Source organism: Legionella qingyii, from assembly GCF_003990155.1.
Lineage (GTDB): Bacteria > Pseudomonadota > Gammaproteobacteria > Legionellales > Legionellaceae > Legionella > Legionella qingyii.
The window spans coordinates 116,123-135,336 of record NZ_RZGX01000009.1 but is presented as its reverse complement, the minus strand read 5'-3'; the positions used below and the strand labels follow the sequence as shown (position 1 = coordinate 135,336).

The following is a 19,214-nucleotide window of genomic DNA, read 5'->3' as shown; positions in this document are numbered from 1 at the left end:
AGCCTGGGTGCTGCGAAACGAAACTCGAGCTACATTGCTACACATTATTGTTACCGTTCAAGGAGCATGCTTGAATCTCTGGGGGATTTGAGCGCAAGATGAGTCAAATACGGCCGAGTCGTTCAATGAATAGGGCGTGAACGCTTACATATTACTCACTACGCAAAGATACTACAGGTTCCAATTTTGCAGCACGCCGCGCAGGATAAAAACCAAAGAAAATCCCAGTGGCAGCTGATACCAAAAAGCCTGCGACAGGCGGCAAAAGATAGATTGAAAAATTCCAATCACTAAAATAAGCCAAAATACGGGTACAGATTAATCCTAAAATAACCCCAAGTACGCCTCCTACCAAAGAAAGCATGACTGATTCGACTAAAAATAAAGCTTGAATTTCACTATTTTTGGCTCCAACCGCTTTACGAATACCAATTTCCTTTCTCCGCTCACTTACAGAAACCAACATCACATTCATCACCCCAATTCCACCTACCAACAGCGAAATTCCTCCGATTACAGCCAGTAATAAAGTAAAAATCTGCCCCTGATTTTCCATGCTGGCAATAATTTGCTTTGCGCTACGTGTAAAAACACTTAATTTGGGAGCGATTGAACCAACAATTTGCTTTATTTCCTCAATTACCTCATCTATGGGACTATCGGGTTTCAACTCCAGAACCACATTATTTACCTTGGCTTCTTTGCTAATCAGACCAATACCAGCCAATGGAACAATCGCAGCCTGATTGATGTCTTCATTGAAAAACCCATTTTCCTTCCAGGGTTTAGCCACACCAATGATTGTGTACAAAGATTGGCCTATTCGTAATTGCTTTCCTATGGGATCATCAAAACTGATCTCTTTGATTTGCCGTGCTAAACCTGCACCTATGACGCAGTAGTGCTCATACGATTCAACAAAAGAAACAAAATGTCCCGCGGCTAATTTGATATGAACAATTTTTAGCAAATGTTCATTGGCCCCAATGACTGCTCCTTGCATTAATTTTCCTTGGAAACTTAAGGGTTGATATGCAGTGCTATAGGGTGCCATGTCGATAATATAAGGTATACGCTCAGACATCTGCTCCCATTGCGCAGCAGAGATTGATTCCATACTGCCGGAAGATTTATCTGTGGTTTTGGGATAAACGGCTATTGCTAATAAATCCGTACCTAAGGCCTTAAATTGAGCTAATGCTTTTTCTGTAGCCAACTGACCACAGCTAATTAAAGCAACAACCGCGGCAGTTCCCACTAAAATGCCCAAAACTGCCAAAAACGAACGTAACTTGGCGGCAGTCAAATTCACTAAAGCTTGCTGGCAATGTCCGGAAAAATTCATGCGCCAGTCTCCGCCATGACAACACCATCCACAAGAGTAATTTTTCGCTGACACAATGCAGCGATCTGTTCATCATGGGTAATCATAATGATGCTGCGCCCTTGCGCGTGTAAACTTAAAAATAAATTCATTACTTCATTACCGGTACGTGAATCAAGCGCACCTGTTGGTTCATCAGCCAAAATTACTTGTGGCTCGGTTACCAATGCACGAGCAATGGCAACACGTTGCTGTTGCCCCCCGGATAATTGGGTGGGCCGATGCTGTGCATATTGATGCATTCCTACTCGTTCAAGGGCAGCAAACACCCTTTCCTTAATTTCAGCAGCCCCTACACTGCGATAAATTAACGGCAAAGCCACATTTTGCATGGCACTAAATCTTGGTAATAAATTGAATTGCTGAAAAACAAAGCCAATATTTTGATTGCGTAATTCAGCTGCTTCATCATCTGTCAAAGCGGCAACATTACGATTTTTCAATAGATAAGTTCCTTTATCTGCTTTATCCAGGAGTCCCAGAATATTCATCAAAGTAGATTTACCTGAACCAGAAGCGCCGACAATCGCAAGTAAATCGCCCTCATAAACCGTCAGGGATACTTCTTTTAATATTGTGGTGCTAATTCCTTCGAGATGATAAGTCTTTACAATATCCGTAAGCATCATAAGCGGTTGCTGAGTCTTTTTCGCATGACTAAGGTTCGATGTCATTGTGGGGCTTAATAACCGCTCAAGAATATTTGAATCCTCTGACACATCATGAGATGAGGCATTACTTTTACTGGAATTAATAACAAGATCACTCATAAACCACCACGTCACCAGCTTTTAAACCGGTCTCGACAACCACTGAGTCTGCCTGTGCCGCCCCTGTTGTAATTACTCGTTTCTCTAAAGCACCTGACTTGGTTTGTATGCTAACTATACTTTGCCCTTTTTCTCGCTTTATCGCAGCAATGGGGATAATGAGCTGCTTACCATTATCCACACTTAATTCGATGGATGCACTCATACCTACTTTGATCCATTGTTGCTCTTGAGGGGTTAATTTCTTAACTTCTACAACTGCGGTAAAAAAGGGTAACCCATTATTATTTGATGCTTGTGCATTCACAGCGACCAATTGTCCTTTTAATTGATATTTACCAAAGGCAACTCCACTCACTATGGCATCCATTCCCGTTTGGATTTGGGTTATATCGATTTCTGGGACGTCAATTTCAATACTGATTCCGGATAAATCACCGATCAAGCCAATGACTTGTCCTGACTTAACTGTCGAGCCCACGGTAACACGCACACTCTTATCCTCACCTGCTTTAGGTGGGTATAGCAGGATTCCATCTCGCGGTGATTTTAAACGAATCACATTATGATTTGAGGCTAAAATTTTTTTTATCTTATCGAAATCAGCCAAACTTAATGCAGATAAATTTTTAGGGCTATTTTCATCAAGTTTTTCCAACATTTCCGTCAGTTTACGCGTGGATTGCATTAAAGTAACCCGCCCCGTATCCACATTTGATTTCTCGCTCATATAATTATTTTTGGACAATAAACCCGCGTCCCATAAATCCTGAGTACCAACAAATTTGGCTTTAGCTATGGTGTAACTGTCTTTGGCTTTTAAGTATTCTGTTAGGGTATCATTAAACTGTCTCTGCAACTCGGTTGAGTTTAAAGTTAAAATCACATCGCCTTTTTTGATCAATTGTCCATAATGAAAATTCATTGTTTCGACCACCGCCTCCATTGGACTGGCTATGGTATTTTCATGTAAAGGTTGCACTGTTCCAGTAAAATGCAGCGTTTTATGCAAAGTCTGTTCTTCAACTTTATACTGATGTAACGCCACTTTTTTTTGCTTCTCATGATGACCGCATGAAGACAAAAGAAACCCGATTATTAATAAAATGATGATTTTTGACGTGTTTAAATACCTATTCATCCACCATACCTTAATTTAATTTGCCAATGATTCAGCGTTGTTCCCAAAATTCTTTGCAGGTTTGATATCTGATTTAGATAGGCAATTTTTGCATTGATTAATCCAGATTGAGCTTGAATCAGTTGATTTTGAGTGTTATTTACATCCAACGCACTGGATATACCCGCTTGTTGTTTTTTCTTCTCCAATGCATAAGATTGCTCCGCTAGTTTCACTTGCTTTAGAGCTAACTGATAACGTTTTGCTAAACTTCTTATGTTATTAATGGTATTGGTTACATTGGTTATTAATGCGCGTTTTGTAGCAAGTAAGTTTAATCGGTCTTTTTCCAAGCGGACTTTAGCATTAATTAATTGACTGCGGCGGCTGATGTCATGCAAAGGGACCGTTAATGTCACACGGGCGGCCTCCGTTATGTTATTTCCATTATAAATGCCATTAAATCCCCCATTCACACCACTCACATCATTTACAACCCCACTTTGTATATTACCCGACACATCCAACTGCCATAATTGCTGATTCTTAGCCACTTTATAAGCTCGCTCATCAGCACGTAATGTCATCTTTTGTGCTAAATACACGGTATTATGACTCAATGCTTGTTCGATAGATTGTTGCAAATCAGGAACGGCAAGCTTATCTAGCGCGACATCACTAGGAACAGATATATGCATTTCCGGATCTAGGCCAATAGTCTGCAAGAGATCCTGAGCGGAAGTTAAAAAATCATTTTCTGCCTGCTCTACCATCAAACTTAAAGATTCAATTTGGTACGATTGCTGGATATTACCCGTCGGTTCTAATTGACCTGCCTTTATTTTTTTCTCATTAATTTCATACGATTTTTTTGCCTCTTTTAATTGCAAACGCTGATTCTGTAAATTATTCCCACTTAAAATAAGCATCCGATAAGCCACAATCACTTGGGTGACTTGATCCGCAACAGATTGCTGCAAGTTCAATTTGTTCAGCCATTCATTGTCCTCAGCATCTAAAAGAGCCGCTTCATTCACTGCTTTTCCAAAACCACGCAATAAAGGCTGGGTCAAAGAAAAATTCAACACAGGATTGTAATTGTTATTTTCGTTGACGTTATTATTTATCGATAAATTAGCTTCTGTGCCTAGCTTTGTCTTCAAATTAAATTCAGGACTACCTAAGAGCGTACGTGTTGTATCGCTACCCACACCATTAAACTTACTTTTTTGAATTACTCCAGAAGCACCCAAAGCGTATTGCAATTCAAACTGATTGTGTGCCAAACGCAATTGATAACGCTGTACAATGCGATCCAATTCAGCATTTTGAATATTGGGGTTATATCGCAAAGCCAATAAAATTGCTTCTCTTAAGCTCAACTGATGGATGGTTTTATTCCGAGATGCAGGAGATGTTGGCAACTCTATCCAGTTGTGCAGCATAAACTCTGGATTCTCTATCGCTTTTTGTAAGCGTTCTTCTGCTTGTTTTACGTTTACATCTTCTGCTGTAGGGAGTGACCAGGCATTAGCTCCAAAAAGCCAACAGAGTGAAAACAACATAACTGCCCTTCTTTGCCTGCGTCCTGCGACTTGTACACGGGATCTAAATTCGTTGTAAGATTCCTGGATCTCGCGGACAAGCCGCGGGACGTCGTATGGAATATCGTTCAGGCTCCCCGAAACTAGCCATGGGATGTAGAATGAACATATGGAGTTAAGTTTTTTTAGTAACATCATTTTTTGTTCCACACTGCAAATCGTTGCATATCCTGCAAGCGCAATGCAGTTAATTGGCCACCCCACAAACATCCAGTATCTATTGCATGAATTTTAGGATGAGAACATTTCCCCATTAAAGCAGCCCAATGCCCAAAAACAATATCCACATCAATTTCTTTACGATGAGGTACTTCGTACCAAGGATAAAGATTTGCAGGCGCTTGAGCAATAGTGCCTTTATAACTCAACTCGAGTTTTCCTTGTGCATCACAAAAACGCATGCGTGTATAATAGTTAGTAATTACCCGAAGTCTGTCTATCCCTTTTAAATCATCAGACCATATATCCGGCTGATTACCATATAAATGCGATAAAAAATCGCGGTAACTATCACCTGCAAGCACTTCTTCAAGCTCTTTAGCGAATCGGATTGCGTGTGACAGATCCCATAAAGGACAAATTCCAGCATGACACATCACCACATTAAGTTCTGGTGAGTAATACAAAATAGATTGCTTTCTCAACCAATGACCTAGATCTTCACCATCGCCCGCCTGCATTACTTCGTGTAATGTGTCATCATGACCTTTCCACGGCTTATCACCAAATAATGAGGCTAAGAGATGTAAATCATGATTGCCTAAAGTCACTCTTGGCGTAACCGGTAAGGAACTGACAAAACGCAATACCGCTAAAGAATCAGGTCCACGATTCACCAAATCGCCAACGAACCATAAACGATCCGTTTTTTCATCAAAATCGATTAATTCCAACAGTCGTTGTAACGGCTCGTAACAACCCTGCACATCACCAATTGCATAATCAGGCACTGTTTTTTGCTCCTGGCCTTAATGCACTTCCTACGTTTTCAATCGCATGCCATTTTCCAGCGGCATCCAGTTTTTGCAACGAGTTTGTTAAACCAATATTTTGTTGCTGGATAAACTGACTGCTAAATTGTGCTTTATGAATCAATTCGGTTGCAGACATGGACTCTACTTTTCCTGTATTTGGATTAACCACTTTTACTGATTCAGGCAGAGCGAGTGCATACTTGGAAAATACAACTCCAGTCTCCATTTGATTTTTAGTCTCAAATCGACTTAATACTCCACCATCAGCTGCACGATTATGTAAACCCAAAGATAAAAACCCATTTTGTGCCGCTTGCCAATTTTTATACTCCGGATGTTCGCGTACGAATAATTGAAACATTTCCGCACACATCAACATACCTCCAGGTACCATGAATAATGGGGCTTTATTGATCATAATCCGGCCTGCGTCTAAAGCCTTAATCATCCATTGAATAAATTCCATGCCAACTGCCTGTTCCTTTTCTAACAAAGTTTCTGGCTGGCCATCAGAAAAAGTACCGGTACGATAACGCCCGCCACCAGCAGTTGCGGCAATACCTCGTGTCATAAATTCAAGTAAATAACGCTGAATCGCTATTGCTTCCGCTCGAATTAATATGGCCCCCAAGGTGCCAGCAGAGCGTTCATCCTCATTCAATAATGCAAGCCATACTGCGAGAACTTCAGGATTAGAAGCGAGCCAGGCAAAGCCACTCCCTGGCATTATTGCTCTTGCCAACAATAAATTCAGACGGCGTCGAAATTCGATTTCAGGTTCTTTTTGAAACTCGTAAAAGTAATAAATCCCTATACTGGTCATACTTTCAAGCAAAGGATTCCATTCTTTTAAAAACTGGCCGTTCGCATCATAAAAACTAACGCGGTAATCAACAAATAACTTGCCTATACCTTGAAGAAGAGCTGCTGAAAAAAGAGCATATTGCCAAAGCTTTTGTTCTTCGGATAATAATTCAGGCTGCTCCTGCACCATGAATTCCTGAAAAAGACTCAATGCCGCTTCTGTACGGTTCAGAGCATAATCGATCAAACCACCTTGCTGCGAGTAATAACTGTTCGCTGTCTCGGGCAAATTTTGACAATAATGAACTAAATTATCGATAAGAATGCCACATAAACTATCATATCGTGCTGTTTCCAAACCAGATAACATTCGCATCCTTTTCAATAATGTCTGTCTCTTGTCTTCCGACAAGAGGAGGTTCGTATTGACGATACGAGTTAAATCTTTAAAAGATTTACCTTGTGAGGACAGAGAACCTTTACGCTGACGTTGACGATGAAACAAAGCCATCTCCATAATAATTTAATAACTCCAAGTTGGAAAATTTATATCCATGATGATTAATTTTACACTAATTAGAAATAAATTTCGCTAGTTGAACATATTCCGTAACAGAAATCTGTTCTGGTCTTTTACTTCCATCAACACCCAAAGTGCTTAATTGCTCAGCCGTTAGGATTCCTTTTAAGTTGTTATTCAACGTTTTGCGACGCATGGAAAATGCACTAGCCACCAAACGCTCTAACTGCGTAACAGAAACTTTTTCAAAGGGAGAAACGCCATGGGGCACAAGACGAACTACCGCTGAGTCTACTTTAGGTTGTGGCTCAAAAGACTCAGGAGGAACATCAAACAAATGCTCTACAGCACAATGATATTGCAACATTACCGTTAATCGTCCATAAGCTTTGCTACCCGGTTGTGCCGCCATTCGCTCTACTACTTCTTTTTGCAACATAAAATGCATGTCTTCGATATATGACACGTACTGCAATAAATGAATAAGTAACGGTGTGGAGATATTATAAGGTAAATTACCTACCACACGTAATCGAGAACCAAATTGGCTATAATCAAGAGTTAACGCATCGGCAGCAATCAAATGCAATTTACCTTGTGCAATAGGCAACGCTGCGAGATATTTTTGTAAATCGGTATCAATCTCAACTGCTGTCAAATGATTTAAATGACGTAACAATGGCTCAGTTAAAGCGCCCAGGCCAGGCCCAATTTCCAGCATATTATCGTCTGCGTGTGGATTAATGGCGCGTACAATGCCATCAATAATATGTCGATTTTGTAAAAAATTCTGGCCAAAACGCTTGCGCGGGCTATGCCTCACCATTTATCCCCATAAAACTAAAAGCCAATTATAACGTGCATCCTCAATAAAAAGTAGCCTGAATAAAGAGAAGAACGCTTCCGGTTTTCCCCAACCAGTGCGCAATATGCTTTGAATCCAAGTGACAAATTTATATAGCATAAACTTCAAAATTTGGTGTAAAATTCGCCCACTATGAACAAGGCTGGAATCACTATGGCTTATCGAAAAATGTTAAAATCCAAAATCCATCGTGCGTGTGTCACTGAAGCTGATTTGGATTATGAAGGAAGCATTACTATTTCTCCAGAGCTGCTTAAGGCAGCAAACATATTACCTTATGAAGCAGTCAATGTCTGGAATATCACTGCAGGTACACGCTTTGAGACTTATGCAATTACCGGCAGACCAGGATCTACTGAAATTTGTGTAAATGGAGCTGCAGCACATTTGGTAACCCCCGGAGATTTAATCATTATTGCCTCCTTTACTCAGGTATTAGAAGAAGAGTGCGCAAGCCTGGTTCCCACCGTAGTTTTTGTCGATCAATTCAATCGGTTAAGGGAAATTCGCCCCGAGAAGATTGGAATTAAAAACACAGGAATTCAAGAAGCTGCCGAAGCTTAGGAACGTCCCTCTCTCAGTACTAGAGAGGGTGAAAGAAAGTTTCCATTTATATTCATACAGATCCCATGTTAAATCACCTTTTAGAACTACGACGGCGTGGATTACAAACCCTCATTTGGTTTGGCTGCTTATTTTTCATTTTCTTTTTCCTCGCGAATGATTTGTACCAAGCGCTGGTTAATCCACTACTTCATACACTTTCAGCTCAAGAAGGTTTAATTGCTACCCATGTGACATCTCCCATATTTACCCCACTTAAACTTGCTGCTGATGCGGCCATGTTACTGAGCGCTCCCTTTACTTTGTTTCAAATTTGGCGTTTTATCAGTCCCGGCCTTTATCAAAGAGAACAAACTACGCTACGTATTGCCCTAATTTTTAGTCTTCTACTGTTTCTTGCAGGAGCTTTGTTTTGCTTTTATCTGGTTTTGCCATTCATGTTTCATTTTTTTGCACATGCCTTACCTAAGGGAGTGCGTTATATGCCTGACATGGCATATGCTCTGGATTTTATCACCAGAATGCTGATGATCTTCGGATTTTGCTTCCAGATACCCTTACTTTGTTTTGTCCTGGTGCGCTTAAAAATTATTGAGGTAATCACCTTAAAAAAAATCAGACCTTATGTCATTGTTGGCGCTTTTATCGTTGGCATGCTCCTGACTCCACCCGATGTTTTTTCGCAAATCATGCTCGCGCTACCCCTCTGCATTCTTTATGAAATAGGAATTATTTTAGCCATTTATTTTGTTTAAATCTTTATGGCTTTATTTTAAACATATTAAGATTTTCTTAATAATCAGTTAATAAATACGCCCTATAATGCACCCGATTTAATCATTTAGATGTGAGATGTAAGAATGAACAGTAAAGAAGAACTAAGCCGTCAACATGAAGATACGCAAAAGCAAATTGACGAACAAAAAGAAAAAAGTTTGCAATTACAGCAACTAAAAACTGAAATGCAAAAAGCTGTAGAAACAATTAATCAAGAAAATAAGGCAATCATAGAACATAAAGTACCTGCTGCTTTCAATGAAGCTAAAGTTAAATTTCAACCAGTAGAAAATTTAAATACGGAAAAAAAACAAGACGTATTAGATTATATTCAAAAACTACTAACCGACCTAAGCGAGAAAAAGCAACACAGTGAAAAACTCCATGAGAATACAAAGAAGAGAAATGAGTTATTGGAACAAGTGCACGAGCATCTAAAGAAGGGTTATAACAAAAAGACACTTACAGATCTTACTAATAAATCAGGTATTGTAAGTATCAAAAATACTGACAACACTGGATTTGCCTTATTACTGGAACTACTTGGAGAGCCTCCTAGCAAATACACTTGGACCTTGGACTCAACAGATAGAGATAACTTACTAAAAGTTGTTCCCCAAAAAATTGAAGCATTAGCTTTTACTCTTGCAGTAGACGAACAAACTAAAAAAGAAATGGCCAGTGGTTTAAAAGCATTGGAACAAATTCAAACAAAATTGGTTAACAACTATGATGAACACGATAAACTTTCTGTGGAAATTGTGCAACTGGAGGAACAGATAAGTCAGATAGAAACGGTTACAGTTAAAGAACTGACAGCTCAAGCAGAAGATCTGGAGCGACAAATTAAAGAGCTTGAACAGCAAGAGCAAGAAAAACGAGAACGAGAACGACGCGAAGAAGAGAAACGAGAACAAGAGAAAGAACAACGGGAACGAGAACGACGCGAAGAAGAGAAACGAGAACAAGAGAAAGAACAACGAGAACGAGAAAGACGAGAACTAGAGAAACGAGAACAAGAAAAAGAACAACGGGAACGAGAACGACGCGAAGAAGAGAAACGAGAACAAGAGAAAGAACATCGGAAACAAGAAAGACGAGAACAAAAAATGAAGGAACGGGGCGCACTCGCCGCCGAACTTAAGAAGGTGCTGATCGAGTATATCGATGGTCGAAAACAACATTATTCTATTAAAGATGTATTTCTTCCCGGAGATAAAAGGGCGCGCGAACAATTCATTGGCCAAATTGTCAATGCAAAAGACGGGTTATTAAAAGAATATGTAGATTCCGGCAATATTGATAAAATGCTTAATACCATTACCGCTGAAATAAGCAGTTTTAACGGCATCAAAATGCAAGCCACCCTTAACCGAATGGTAGTTAAGCTCATAGAAGCTGAAGCCAAACCGGTAGAAATAGAAAATCTCCCTGCAAAGGCCAAGCAAGTACTGTCGTTATTTGAAGGAAAAAAGGGCAAGTCTCTAGAATATGCTCTAAAAATGAAAAACATATATACCCAAATTGAGGGAATCAACGCTTATGCAAACACGCTACCTGAGCGTGAAAAAAAAGTAATTAAACAACTTGTTACTGCTCTTAAAAGAGATGTCGATCAATTTGTCTGCCAAAATTCGAAACATTTTCCAAGCAAGGAATCATATCAAAAATTTAAATTGACAATTAAAGCAAGATTGCATAGTCACGATGACCTTATGAGTGGACACACCTCATGGCCAGACATCATTATCAATCTGCTGCTTAGCGTCATTACACTAGGTAAATTGATTTGTTCAAAAGCAAGAACCGGCAGAGCTTCTTTATTCTTTGATAAAACTGAAGATCAGAAAGAAATAGAAGCCCCTGTTGATCTAGCCCTAGAGAATCTGGGTACATTTTTAGCCGGCTAATATAATACAAGGAAATATATAACCTTTAGTGCTATTACCCTAGCCCGGGACTTCATTATTCCATATGGAGTTACCCGGGTTAGTTATGCTTCACTTCAAATCAGGCTACGATTTTTACTTTCAATAAAATTCAATTTGATATATGAACAGGACTTACGAAAAACCCCAAGGTCGAGGCAAAAAATGTTTTTAATGATGGAGTTAAGATAGACTAAATGATCGAATTAAAAACATTTTTTAACGAAGAGATTGGTTTTTTTCGTAAGTCCTGATGCACTATGGTTTTCCCTTTCTATACACTGTTAAGCTTCTTTAACTTCTACCGATATATTATTCAAGACGCCCAACAAAGAGGCTTATATGAATAAAATTGCACAATTCAACATTGGGGATTTAGTGATTCACAAAAACAGCCGCTACAGAGCAATTGTAGTGGATGTTGACCCCTTATTTCAGGCTTCGGGACGCTATAATCCACAAGCTCCTAAACGCGAATTTGCCACTCGAAACCCTTGGTATCGGTTATTAGTTGATGACAGCAGTCAAATTACATATGTTGAAGAGTGTATGCTGATTGCAGACACAAGCAAAATGCCAATTAATAATCCACATATTGGATCTTATTTAAAAGAAATGGAAGGACGTTATAGGAATACAAATCCCTCACATTAACACTGATTTTTAGGCTAGATGCAGCAAAGCAAAACCCGGGTTATCAATGATTGAGTGCTCCCGAGCTCCACTTTAGCTGCATGTTTCTAAGTATTTTTTAAAATTAAAACCAAAAGCGCTATAAAACCAATTAAGACAAGCGCCAAAACCCCCATCGTATAAAAACTTTTATTTAGATTTTCCTTACTAAATTGTTCAGGACTACCTTTTACCGTACGGTACAAAATAAAAATGATCATTCCAGCGCCAATAAGACCTAGAATTTGATATAAAGTCTCCATAAAACTCTTCCTTATTTTGCTTCAAAACTAAATGCATCTGAAAATAAGCGGGTGGGTGAAATACCACTATTTACTAATGCATCACGTGTACTATATACCATATCAAAAGGACCACTAATGACTATTTGCCATTCACCAAGATCCTGAGGATGTTTCGCGAGTACAAGAGAAACAAGAGGCACTGCATTGTCCTCTGAGACAGAAGAAACATAAGTAAAATGGCTAACATGTTCCTGCCAGCTCGTTACTTTCTCATCCATATATAAATCATTTTGCAAGCGAGCCCCCCAAAATAACTCAAAAGGCCGAGTATCGGAAGTAGATAATAACTGCTCGATCATCGCTTTTACTGGGGCAAACCCGGTACCGCCAGCAATAAACAATATCGGACGTTGTGGGTGCAAATGTTCAATAGAACACTCGCCAAAAGGTAAGCGGATGTTTACAGAACCATGCTGCTTTATATGCGCAAATAATCGCTGGTTGTAAGGATTTTCCAAACTATGGCGAATGTGAAGCTCATATTTATGAGATCCTAACGGAGCATTAGCAATGGAATAACTAAACGCTTCTTCACCAAAGAGTATCTGCAGATATTGTCCCGCCTGATAGGCTACATATTTTTCAGGAGTTAAAATCAAACGCATAATGCTGTCTGTCAACGGGGAAATATCCTCTACAAGAGCTTTAATTGTTTTTTCCTTCATTCATCTAACCCCAGAGAAGACCAGTACCCACTGACCTTTTTTAAAATCTCTTCATCCATCACAATTGGCTCACCCCATTCTCTTTGAGTCTCACCTGGCCATTTATTGGTCGCATCCATTCCTATTTTTGAACCCAAACCCGAAACAGGAGACGCAAAATCCAGATAATCAATCGGCGTATTTTCCATCATAACGGTATCTCGTGCAGGATCCATACGCGTAGTCATTGCCCAAATCACATCCTGCCAATTGCGCGCATCAATATCATCATCACAGACGATTACAAATTTGGTATACATAAATTGTCTTAAAAACGACCACACCGCCATCATAATCCGCTTAGCATGCCCAGGATACTGCTTCTTTATTGTGACTACAGCCAAACGATAAGAACATCCCTCTGGTGGCAAATAGAAATCAACAATTTCCGGGAATTGCTTTTGCAGCAAGGGAATAAATACTTCATTTAATGCAACCCCTAAAATAGCAGGTTCATCAGGTGGTCGGCCAGTATACGTACTATGATAAATAGGATTATCTCGGTGAGTAATGCGTTCCACAGTAAACACGGGAAAAGATTGTACTTCATTATAATAACCTGTGTGATCTCCGTAGGGACCTTCGGGGGCCTCTACTCCAGGTTCTAAATAACCTTCTAAAACAATTTCTGCACTCGCCGGGACATGCAGCTCATTCCCAATGCACCGCGTTAATCGAGTACGCTGGCCTCGTAATAATCCAGCAAATGCGTACTCAGACAAGGTATCAGGTACAGGCGTTACTGCTGCAAGTATCGTTGCAGGATCTGCACCCAAAGTCACGGAAACTGGAAAACGTTCTCCCGGATAAGCCTGTTGCCAGGCCTGGTAGTCCAATGCCCCTCCTCGATGGGATAACCAACGCATGATTAATTGATTCTTATTCAACAATTGCTGTCGATAAATCCCCATATTTTCACGTGTTTGATGAGGTCCTTTGGTGGTTACGAGCCCCCAAGTTATTAGTGGTGCCGCATCTTTAGGCCAGCACGTTTGAATGGGTAAGGAAGTTAGATCCACTTCATCTTTTTCCCAGACATGAGTTTGGCATTCTGCACCGCTTACATATTTGGGTGCCATATTTAATGCCTGTTTTAATAATGGAAGTTTATTAAATGCATCTTTAAATCCTTTGGGGGGATCGGGTTCTTTTAGAGCAGCCAATAATTTGCCTACCTCCCTCAATGCACTGATATTTTCTTCCCCCATTCCCATTGCTACCCGCTCAACCGTACCAAACAAATTGGTTAAAACAGGCATTTGATGGTGTGGGAGGTTAGTAAAGAGAAGCGCTGGGCCACCAGAACGTAGCACCCGATCACTAACGGTGGTCATTTCAAGATACGGCGAAACAGGGTAAGTAATGCGTTTTAATAAATTACGTGATTCCAATTGTGCAATAAAATCTCTTAGATCAGAGTATTTCATTAATTATCCCCTAGAGTAGCCTGGGTAAAGGCGCAACTGTTCTGTCATTGGCTTGTCCTGGTGGGCAAGCCACAGGACGAAGAACATTTAGTTTATTAACTATAATGGCAGTAAAGACAGCTGTAACCCGGAGAAAGTTTATAGCAAAACTAAAAATAAACCTTCGTTTAAAGCTCAAAACTGCTTTGTGAACTCAGTTTTTATCTGGTTTATTGTTACAAATGACAGTTTTGAAAAGAATTAAACCTTCCCGGGTTTGGGCTCAGCCTTCACCCAGGCTACAATTTTTATAACAGATGCTACTCTTGACGTTTCATTGCATCGAAGAATTCAGCATTGGTTTTATGATTTTTCATGCGCTCAAGCAAGAACTCAATCGCATCGCACTCATCCATAGATTGTAGTATTTTCCGCAATATCCAGGTTCGTTGTAGATCTTCCGGACTTAATAATAGATCCTCACGACGTGTACCTGAGCGATTAATATTAATCGCAGGGAAAACACGACGTTCCGCAATATTACGACTCAAGTGAATTTCCATGTTACCGGTTCCCTTGAATTCTTCATAAATCACTTCATCCATTTTAGAACCTGTATCCACCAACGCCGTAGCAATAATAGTCAGGCTACCACCTTCTTCAATATTACGTGCAGCACCATATAAACGCTTGGGTCTTTGCAATGCATTCGCATCAACACCACCAGTCAACACCTTACCGGAAGAAGGAATCACGGTGTTGTATGCACGGGCTAGACGAGTAATTGAGTCAAGTAAAATAACTACGTCACGTTTGTGTTCAACTAAGCGCTTGGCTTTTTCAATCACCATTTCAGCAACTTGAACATGGCGGTTAGCGGGTTCATCAAAGGTACTGGCAACTACCTCACCTTTTACAGAACGTTGCATTTCAGTTACTTCCTCAGGACGCTCATCAATCAGCAATACAATGAGGTAACATTCTGGATAATTTTTTTCTATAGAACGCGCAATGTTTTGCAACATTAATGTTTTACCTGCTTTGGGAGGAGAAACAATCAGACCACGTTGTCCTCGACCAAAGGGAGCACATAAATCAACTACCCGCGCGGTCAAGTCTTCAGTACTGCCATTTCCTTGCTCCATAACCAGGCGTTCTGAAGCAAACAAAGGAGTAAGGTTTTCAAATAAAATTTTTCTTTTGGCACTATCAGGTGAATCATAATTGATTTCATCAACTTTCAACAAAGCAAAGTAACGCTCGCTGTCTTTGGGAGGACGAATTTTACCTGAAATAGTATCGCCAGAACGCAAACCAAAACGTCTGATTTGGCTGGGTGATACATAAATGTCATCAGGGCCTGCCAAATAAGAACCATCGGCAGAACGCAAGAAACCAAATCCATCTGTCAGGACTTCTAAAACACCGTCACCGTGGATGTCTTCACCCTTTAAGGCATGAGCCTTAAGAATGGCAAAAATAATTTCTTGTTTGCGCATACGGGAAGGGTTCTCGACACCAATCTCTTGTGCGATGTTAAAAAGATCGGCAATAGGCAATTGCTTAAGTTCACTAAGATTCATACTTCTCACTTGATTTGTTGATTAATCGAATTGGGTATCCGGGAAAAATATTATTAAGAATAGCAGCTAAGGATTCTGCTGCCTATGTGATATATTTATATTATATCACATATTGCAGACAGGCTATCACAGCTTTAGTAAAAGATACAACATTTTTTATATAGAAAAATTAAAATTAAACGTGACTCTCAACAAAAGCACTTAATTGAGATTTTGAAAGCAAGCCCATTTTAACTGCTTCAACTTGGCCATTTTTAAATAAAATCAATGTGGGAATACTCATCACACCAAACTTTGCTGGTGTTTGTGGATGTTCATCAATATTAATTTTGGCAAAAGTCACTTGCTCACCATGAGTAGCAGCTACTTCTTCCAATATAGGTGTCAATGCACGACATGGACCACACCACTCCGCCCAAAAGTCAACTAATACAGGCTTATTTGCATGGATTACATCTTGTTCGAAGCTTGCATCTGTTATCGTTTTAATAAGATCACTCATGTTCAACCTCTGTTGTTTAAAATTCGTTAATTGCCAAATCGCCCTGTGCGTCAACTATATTTGGCATAGCTTGAATGAGAAATCTTCTGAATCGACTCAAATCATCTTGATACGGTCAAAAGATTTTTCATTCAACCCACACTCAAACACTCAGTTCTTCGCGATTTTTGCTACAAGAGAAACTCGCCACAAGTTCTATTATAGATCACCACCTACGGCTTGCAACACACTTAGCGCAGTAATCGCAGCGGTTTCCGTACGTAAAATTCTTGGGCCTAAGGATAAAGGCTGAAACCCGTGCTCACAAGCAAATTGCACTTCATGATCGCTTAACCCGCCTTCGGGGCCAATAAGCAAATCAATCGCAGGCGAGCCAATTGCATAATCGCTCCAGTTTTTATCTTCACCTGGATGCAGGATAAATCTTAATTCAGCTTGAGCCCTATGCATATAGTCCTCTAGAGACATTGGTGCATGTACTATGGGAACCGCATTACGCCCGGATTGTTCACACGCAGCAATGACAATCGCCTGCCACTGGTGCAGTTTTTTGGCCATTCGTTCTTTATCCAGCTTGACAACACAACGCTCAGTAATAATAGGAGTAATGCTCGCTACGCCCAGTTCGACCGCCTTTTGCATTACAAATTCCATACGCTCGCCCTTGGAAATAGCTTGTGCTAAATGGATAGCTAAAGGCGACTCTCGGCTTACATGTTTGCTCGACTCAATAAGGACAGTAACTTGCTTTTTTTTCACTGATTCTATGGTGGCTGCAAACTCGCGATCATCACCACAGAATAAAGTAAGATGCTCACCAACCTGCATGCGCAAAACAACACCAACATGCTGACTGGCTTCAGGAGATAATTCTAAAAGCTGGCCTGGATGGTAGTTTCCAGATTGATAAATGCGTACGGCTCTCATGTGTTTATTGGTTCTCTTACGTAGCCTGGGTTCCACTTCGTTACATCTGAATCTTCTACACATCGCTGAAGAACCAGCCCAAATCTATTCCAACGTCGCGGACAAGTCGCGGAGCGTAGGTGCAGATGAGATCAAGAGGCAGGTCGTTGCATCCGGGCTGCGTATCTATAATTGCCAATACTATAACAAAAATTACTTATTTTTGCCCCATGTGATAGAATTTTTTATTTCACTAAACGCATTAAGGAAATTAAAAACCATGAGCACAACACGCATAGAATCTGACAGCATGGGTGAAATTGCTGTCCCTGCAGATAAGTATTGGGGAGCACAAACTGAACGCTCATTACATCATTTTAATATAGGCAAGGACATTATGCCACGCGAAGTCACTCATGCCTTTGGTATCTTAAAAAAGGCTGCCGCATTAACCAACCTGGATTTGGATAAATTACCTAAAGATAAAGCGGATTTAATTATTCAAGCTGCCGATGAAGTCAGCAAAGGGATGTTAGACGATCATTTTCCTTTGCATGTATGGCAAACAGGAAGCGGTACCCAATCCAACATGAATGCCAATGAAGTTATCTCCAATCGTGCGATTGAATTGGCTGGCGGAACCATGGGGAGTAAATCACCAGTTCACCCTAACGATCATGTGAATATGTCTCAGTCTTCAAATGATACATTTCCAACCGCCATGCATATTGCGGCTGCTATTGCCTTCAATAAGAAACTTATCCCTGCAGTAAAAAACTTACGTGATGCCTTCGCTATCAAAATGGCTGCATTCAAGGATATAGTCAAAATAGGTCGCACTCATTTACAAGATGCGGTTCCCATTACTTTAGGGCAGGAATTTTCTGGTTATGTTGCCCAACTTGATGCCTGCCTCCATCGACTTGAAGGTGTATTGCCCGAATTATATGAATTGGCTGCCGGCGGCACTGCGGTAGGAACGGGGTTAAACACCCATCCTCAATTTGCTACCAAAGTAGCACAACATATCGCGCAAATTACCCAATTACCATTTATTAGTGCAGATAATAAATTTGCTGCTCTGGCATCCCATGAACCGTTAGTTAATGCTCACGGTGCGATGAAAACACTGGCTTGCGCCTTAATGAAAATTGCAAATGACATTCGCTGGTTAGCTTCCGGCCCACGTTGTGGTATTGGTGAGTTAGTTATTCCAGAAAATGAGCCTGGATCGTCCATTATGCCCGGGAAAGTCAATCCCACTCAATGTGAAGCCATGACCATGGTTTGTGCGCAAGTTCTGGGAAATGATGCCACTGTGGGCATAGCCGACAGTCAGGGTAATTTTGAACTGAATGTATTTAAACCCGTGATCATTTTTAATGTACTTCATTCACTTAACTTGCTGGCTGATACGTGTCATTCATTCCAAGAGTTTTGTGCCGAAGGGATCGAAGCCAATCACAAGGTTATTGACTATTACCTGCATCATTCCTTAATGCTCGTCACAGCCCTCAATCAACACATAGGCTATGACAAAGCAGCTAAAATTGCTAAAACTGCGCATCAAGACAATTCTTCCTTACAAGAAGCAGCGGTCAAACTTGGGATTTTAACAGCAGAACGTTTTGCGGAATTAGTCAGACCAGAAAAAATGATTGCACCCGAGTGATTCTTTTCGCCTGATAAACCCAGGTGAATCGATTGCATAGTTGCTCTGTTAATTTGGGGTATGTCTCTTTTATTTATATAATCATGCCCCATTAAAAGCATTAAATTATTTGAAGCAAAAATGGATTTTGCTTCTGAAAATTCAAGGACGACTT

At 40.3% G+C, this 19,214-nt stretch carries 18 protein-coding genes; 5 read left to right on the top strand and 13 right to left on the bottom strand.

The genetic code is table 11. The features are described from left to right. Positions 1-151: 151 nt before the first annotated feature. From ELY20_RS08320 to rsmA, 7 genes are all read right to left on the bottom strand, one after another. Entirely contained in the window at positions 152-1,345 is a 1,194-nt protein-coding gene (locus tag ELY20_RS08320) for an ABC transporter permease (RefSeq protein ID WP_110142243.1), read from the bottom strand. Next, a complete protein-coding gene (locus ELY20_RS08315) occupies positions 1,342-2,013 on the bottom strand; it encodes an ABC transporter ATP-binding protein (protein WP_110142293.1) in 672 nt (223 codons plus the stop codon). Before ELY20_RS08315 ends, ELY20_RS08320 begins: the two co-directional genes overlap by 4 nt. Before the next feature lie 133 nt (positions 2,014-2,146). Beyond that, on the bottom strand, positions 2,147-3,295 hold the full coding sequence (locus tag ELY20_RS08310; RefSeq protein ID WP_110142244.1) for an efflux RND transporter periplasmic adaptor subunit: 1,149 nt from the start codon (positions 3,293-3,295) through the stop codon (positions 2,147-2,149). Further along, positions 3,292-4,839: a TolC family protein gene (locus ELY20_RS08305; protein ID WP_233590528.1), complete on the bottom strand. Its 1,548-nt coding sequence runs from the start codon at positions 4,837-4,839 to the stop codon at positions 3,292-3,294. Before ELY20_RS08305 ends, ELY20_RS08310 begins: the two co-directional genes overlap by 4 nt. A 173-nt stretch (positions 4,840-5,012) precedes the next feature. Further along, positions 5,013-5,828, bottom strand: coding sequence for a symmetrical bis(5'-nucleosyl)-tetraphosphatase (locus tag ELY20_RS08300; protein ID WP_110142246.1), 816 nt, complete (start codon positions 5,826-5,828; stop codon positions 5,013-5,015). Next, a complete protein-coding gene (locus tag ELY20_RS08295) occupies positions 5,821-7,173 on the bottom strand; it encodes a conjugal transfer nickase/helicase domain-containing protein (protein ID WP_110142247.1) in 1,353 nt (450 codons plus the stop codon). The genes ELY20_RS08300 and ELY20_RS08295 overlap by 8 nt, the downstream gene beginning before the upstream one ends. A gap of 55 nt (positions 7,174-7,228) precedes the next feature. After that, positions 7,229-7,999 (bottom strand): 16S rRNA (adenine(1518)-N(6)/adenine(1519)-N(6))-dimethyltransferase RsmA, encoded by a 771-nt coding sequence (rsmA, locus tag ELY20_RS08290; RefSeq protein WP_110142294.1) that lies wholly within the window; start codon positions 7,997-7,999, stop codon positions 7,229-7,231. 195 nt (positions 8,000-8,194) lie between these two features. Between rsmA and panD the strand changes: the two genes are divergently transcribed. From panD to hspQ, 4 genes are all read left to right on the top strand, one after another. Beyond that, positions 8,195-8,605: an aspartate 1-decarboxylase gene (gene panD / locus ELY20_RS08285; RefSeq protein ID WP_110142248.1), complete on the top strand. Its 411-nt coding sequence runs from the start codon at positions 8,195-8,197 to the stop codon at positions 8,603-8,605. Positions 8,606-8,670: 65 nt separating this feature from the next. Beyond that, positions 8,671-9,360 carry a twin-arginine translocase subunit TatC gene (gene tatC, locus ELY20_RS08280; protein WP_110142249.1) on the top strand — a complete coding sequence of 230 codons (690 nt, stop codon included), beginning with the start codon at positions 8,671-8,673 and terminating at the stop codon, positions 9,358-9,360. 105 nt (positions 9,361-9,465) lie between these two features. Beyond that, positions 9,466-11,292: a coiled-coil domain-containing protein gene (locus ELY20_RS16770; protein WP_110142494.1), complete on the top strand. Its 1,827-nt coding sequence runs from the start codon at positions 9,466-9,468 to the stop codon at positions 11,290-11,292. 360 nt (positions 11,293-11,652) lie between these two features. Then, entirely contained in the window at positions 11,653-11,964 is a 312-nt protein-coding gene (hspQ, locus tag ELY20_RS08265; protein ID WP_110142251.1) for a heat shock protein HspQ, read from the top strand. Positions 11,965-12,050: 86 nt separating this feature from the next. On the opposite strand, the gene ELY20_RS08260 is transcribed toward hspQ, so the two are convergent. The 6 genes from ELY20_RS08260 to ELY20_RS08235 all read right to left on the bottom strand — a co-directional run bounded on the left by ELY20_RS08260 (position 12,051) and on the right by ELY20_RS08235 (position 17,409). Beyond that, positions 12,051-12,245: a hypothetical protein gene (locus tag ELY20_RS08260; protein ID WP_110142252.1), complete on the bottom strand. Its 195-nt coding sequence runs from the start codon at positions 12,243-12,245 to the stop codon at positions 12,051-12,053. 11 nt (positions 12,246-12,256) lie between these two features. Then, positions 12,257-12,952 (bottom strand): NAD(P)H-flavin reductase, encoded by a 696-nt coding sequence (locus ELY20_RS08255; protein WP_110142253.1) that lies wholly within the window; start codon positions 12,950-12,952, stop codon positions 12,257-12,259. Further along, complete coding sequence (gene ubiD, locus ELY20_RS08250; protein WP_110142254.1) at positions 12,949-14,418, bottom strand: 4-hydroxy-3-polyprenylbenzoate decarboxylase; 1,470 nt, start codon at positions 14,416-14,418, stop codon at positions 12,949-12,951. Before ubiD ends, ELY20_RS08255 begins: the two co-directional genes overlap by 4 nt. Positions 14,419-14,717: 299 nt before the next feature. Beyond that, positions 14,718-15,980, bottom strand: a complete 1,263-nt coding sequence (gene rho, locus ELY20_RS08245; protein WP_110142255.1) for a transcription termination factor Rho — start codon at positions 15,978-15,980, stop codon at positions 14,718-14,720. Positions 15,981-16,155: 175 nt separating this feature from the next. Then, positions 16,156-16,482 carry a thioredoxin gene (gene trxA / locus ELY20_RS08240; RefSeq protein WP_110142256.1) on the bottom strand — a complete coding sequence of 109 codons (327 nt, stop codon included), beginning with the start codon at positions 16,480-16,482 and terminating at the stop codon, positions 16,156-16,158. Positions 16,483-16,680: 198 nt separating this feature from the next. Next, positions 16,681-17,409, bottom strand: coding sequence for a 16S rRNA (uracil(1498)-N(3))-methyltransferase (locus ELY20_RS08235; protein ID WP_110142257.1), 729 nt, complete (start codon positions 17,407-17,409; stop codon positions 16,681-16,683). A gap of 259 nt (positions 17,410-17,668) precedes the next feature. Between ELY20_RS08235 and fumC the strand changes: the two genes are divergently transcribed. After that, positions 17,669-19,060 (top strand): class II fumarate hydratase, encoded by a 1,392-nt coding sequence (gene fumC, locus ELY20_RS08230; RefSeq protein WP_110142295.1) that lies wholly within the window; start codon positions 17,669-17,671, stop codon positions 19,058-19,060. The last annotated feature ends 154 nt before the right edge of the window (positions 19,061-19,214 follow it).

Excerpts from the sequence above, each read along its gene's own strand:
- ELY20_RS08320 (WP_110142243.1), bottom strand. The coding sequence starts at position 1,345 with ATGAATTTTTCCGGACATTGCCAGCAAGCTTTAGTGAATTTGACTGCC.
- ELY20_RS08315 (WP_110142293.1), bottom strand. The coding sequence starts at position 2,013 with ATGATGCTTACGGATATTGTAAAGACTTATCATCTCGAAGGAATTAGC.
- ELY20_RS08310 (WP_110142244.1), bottom strand. The coding sequence starts at position 3,295 with ATGAATAGGTATTTAAACACGTCAAAAATCATCATTTTATTAATAATC.
- ELY20_RS08305 (WP_233590528.1), bottom strand. The coding sequence starts at position 4,839 with ATGTTGTTTTCACTCTGTTGGCTTTTTGGAGCTAATGCCTGGTCACTC.
- ELY20_RS08295 (WP_110142247.1), bottom strand. The coding sequence starts at position 7,173 with ATGGAGATGGCTTTGTTTCATCGTCAACGTCAGCGTAAAGGTTCTCTG.
- panD (WP_110142248.1), top strand. The coding sequence starts at position 8,195 with ATGGCTTATCGAAAAATGTTAAAATCCAAAATCCATCGTGCGTGTGTC.
- tatC (WP_110142249.1), top strand. The coding sequence starts at position 8,671 with ATGTTAAATCACCTTTTAGAACTACGACGGCGTGGATTACAAACCCTC.
- ELY20_RS16770 (WP_110142494.1), top strand. The coding sequence starts at position 9,466 with ATGAACAGTAAAGAAGAACTAAGCCGTCAACATGAAGATACGCAAAAG.
- hspQ (WP_110142251.1), top strand. The coding sequence starts at position 11,653 with ATGAATAAAATTGCACAATTCAACATTGGGGATTTAGTGATTCACAAA.
- ELY20_RS08260 (WP_110142252.1), bottom strand. The coding sequence starts at position 12,245 with ATGGAGACTTTATATCAAATTCTAGGTCTTATTGGCGCTGGAATGATC.
- ELY20_RS08255 (WP_110142253.1), bottom strand. The coding sequence starts at position 12,952 with ATGAAGGAAAAAACAATTAAAGCTCTTGTAGAGGATATTTCCCCGTTG.
- ubiD (WP_110142254.1), bottom strand. The coding sequence starts at position 14,418 with ATGAAATACTCTGATCTAAGAGATTTTATTGCACAATTGGAATCACGT.
- rho (WP_110142255.1), bottom strand. The coding sequence starts at position 15,980 with ATGAATCTTAGTGAACTTAAGCAATTGCCTATTGCCGATCTTTTTAAC.
- trxA (WP_110142256.1), bottom strand. The coding sequence starts at position 16,482 with ATGAGTGATCTTATTAAAACGATAACAGATGCAAGCTTCGAACAAGAT.
- ELY20_RS08235 (WP_110142257.1), bottom strand. The coding sequence starts at position 17,409 with ATGAGAGCCGTACGCATTTATCAATCTGGAAACTACCATCCAGGCCAG.
- fumC (WP_110142295.1), top strand. The coding sequence starts at position 17,669 with ATGAGCACAACACGCATAGAATCTGACAGCATGGGTGAAATTGCTGTC.